Annotated in this window: 1 protein-coding gene; it reads left to right on the top strand. The window is 39.8% G+C overall.

The annotated features are described in order from the left end of the window. Window positions 1–100: 100 nt before the first annotated feature. The coding region (locus D5281_RS25190; RefSeq protein WP_277935642.1) for a retroviral-like aspartic protease family protein at window positions 101–654 on the top strand (554 nt) is incomplete at its 3' end.

Raw genomic sequence — 654 nt, forward strand, 5'->3', positions numbered from 1 at the left:
TGGCCGCTGTTTCAGGTGTGATAAGGTCGGACATATAGTCAGAGATTGTCCCATGCCGCCAGATCCGAACCGAGCAAGGGTAGCTCCCAGAGTCTATGCAATGATAGAAGATGAGGAAGCTGTGCAGCATACAGTCATAACAGGTACCATTACAATCTGTGGTTTTACTGCTTACACATTAATAGATACAGGAGCTACACACTCATTTATATCAACCTTGTTTGTATGCAATCATAACCTGAAATCTTTACCAGCTGAAAGGTCGTATAATATTATGTTACCATCAGGGAAGTCCCTACATTCAGAACGTATTGTTAAAGGTGACATTGTGTCCTTAGGAGATAGAAAACTATATGTAGAACTGATTGTAATTGACATGAAGGGATACGAAGTTATACTAGGGATGGATTGGTTACACAGACATTATGCTACAATAAGTTGTAGGTCTGGACTAGTTAATTTCCAACCCCCGAATGGTGACCAATATTCTTTCCAAGCTATCCCAAAAATAAGTAAGATACCAATCATATCTTCACTAGAGGCTCAACGGTTACTGAATGACGGGTGTGAGAGTTACCTAGCAAGTGTAGTTGATAATCAGGTAAAAAGTAAAATAGAACTGCTCAATATTCCCATAGTCCGAGAATTAGAGGT

Source organism: Parablautia muri (assembly GCF_009917485.1).
Taxonomy (GTDB): Bacteria; Bacillota; Clostridia; order Lachnospirales; family Lachnospiraceae; genus Suilimivivens; species Suilimivivens muri.